Source organism: Moraxella sp., from assembly GCF_024227015.1.
Taxonomy (GTDB): domain Bacteria; phylum Pseudomonadota; class Gammaproteobacteria; order Pseudomonadales; family Moraxellaceae; genus Moraxella.
Genome location: NZ_JAAELD010000322.1, coordinates 1 through 1,555 on the forward strand (window position 1 = coordinate 1; position 1,555 = coordinate 1,555).

At 46.0% G+C, this 1,555-nt stretch carries 1 protein-coding gene; it reads right to left on the reverse strand.

Annotated elements, in window-relative coordinates:
• Positions 1-1,222 (reverse strand): type I glutamate--ammonia ligase (gene glnA, locus GY683_RS07360; RefSeq protein ID WP_297288118.1); only part of this gene is annotated, 1,222 nt, incomplete at its 3' end.
• Positions 1,223-1,555 lie beyond the last annotated feature (333 nt).

Below are 1,555 nucleotides of genomic sequence, written 5' to 3' on the forward strand. Positions count from 1 at the left end.
ATCGCGCCTCTTCTTCTGGTGGTAGATCATATAAGTTCTTGTCCGCTGCCTCACCTGGATCGATCTTATTCTCGATACCATCAAGACCTGCCATCAGTAGTGCCGCAAAGCACAGATAAGGGTTCGCTGATGGATCAGGGAATCGCGCTTCGATGCGCACTGCCTTGGGGCTGGTCACGTGCGGAATACGAATCGATGCCGAACGGTTAGATGCAGAATAAGCCAGCTTAATTGGCGCTTCGAAGTGCGGCACTAGACGCTTATAGCTGTTAGTGCTTGGGTTAGTGATGGCGTTTAGCGCTCGTGCGTGCTTGATGATGCCGCCAATGAAATACAGTGCTGTCTTTGATAGACCAGCATATTCATCACCTGAGAATGTATTCACGCCATCCTTAGAGATAGACATGTTTACGTGCATGCCTGAACCATTATCACCAACGAGCGGCTTTGGCATAAAGGTGGCAGTTTTGCCAAACTGGTTAGCTACGTTTTGAACGATGTATTTAAATTGCTGAACTTCGTCTGCTTTTTTTACCAACGTATTGAAGGAGATACCAATTTCAAGCTGACTGCTCGCCACTTCATGGTGATGCACTTCGATACGACCTGTACCCATTACCTCTTCGATGCGATCACACATGACAGAACGCATGTCATGATAATGATCCACTGGTGCAACCACCGCATAAGCACCCTTCACGGCAGGGCGCTGACCATTATTACCCCACGCATAGTCCTTGTTGGTGCTCCATGCCGCCGCTTCTGAAATCACAGTATTACGCGCGCCAGACATGTCGATGTCCCACTTGACCTCGTCAAATACGAAAAATTCAGGCTCAGGACCGATCAAGGCAGTATCACCGATGCCTGTTGATTTTAGGTAAGTCTCAGCACGGCGAGCGATAGAACGAGGGTCTTTGGCATAGCCTTGCAGTGTGTCTGGTTCGATGACATCACACGTCACCACCACAGTTGGCGCCTCAAAGAATGGGTCAACATACGCAGTATCAGGATCTGGCAGCAAGATCATGTCAGATGCTTCCACGCCCTTCCAGCCTGCCACACTCGACGCGTCGAACATCTTGCCATCTTCTAGCGTGTCTTCATCAACGCTGTACGCAGGGAAAGTTAGGTGCATCTCCTTCCCATGTGTGTCGGTATAACGGAAATCCACCCATTTTGCGCCTGATGATTCAATCAAATCAAACAGCTTATTAGACATAACTCACTCCAAAAATCAAAAATATAAGCCAAACCAAATATTACGATATTAAAACCCTTCTTGTCATCTGTCAATCACTTTCGACAATATGACGGATTTTATAAAAACTTATCAAAAAAACCGATTTATTAATAACTTATATTAATAAATCGGTCAAATGCACTAATTAGGCATGTTCATCTTCGTGGTATCAGGATTCAATCCAAAATAAAATACCACCGTCGCCACCAAGCTATTTACAATAATAAACGCCCAATCAAATCCATCATGATGTAGCATATATCGACCAATCAGCGCACTCACTGCCAGCATAATCACAAAGCAGCCCACGAC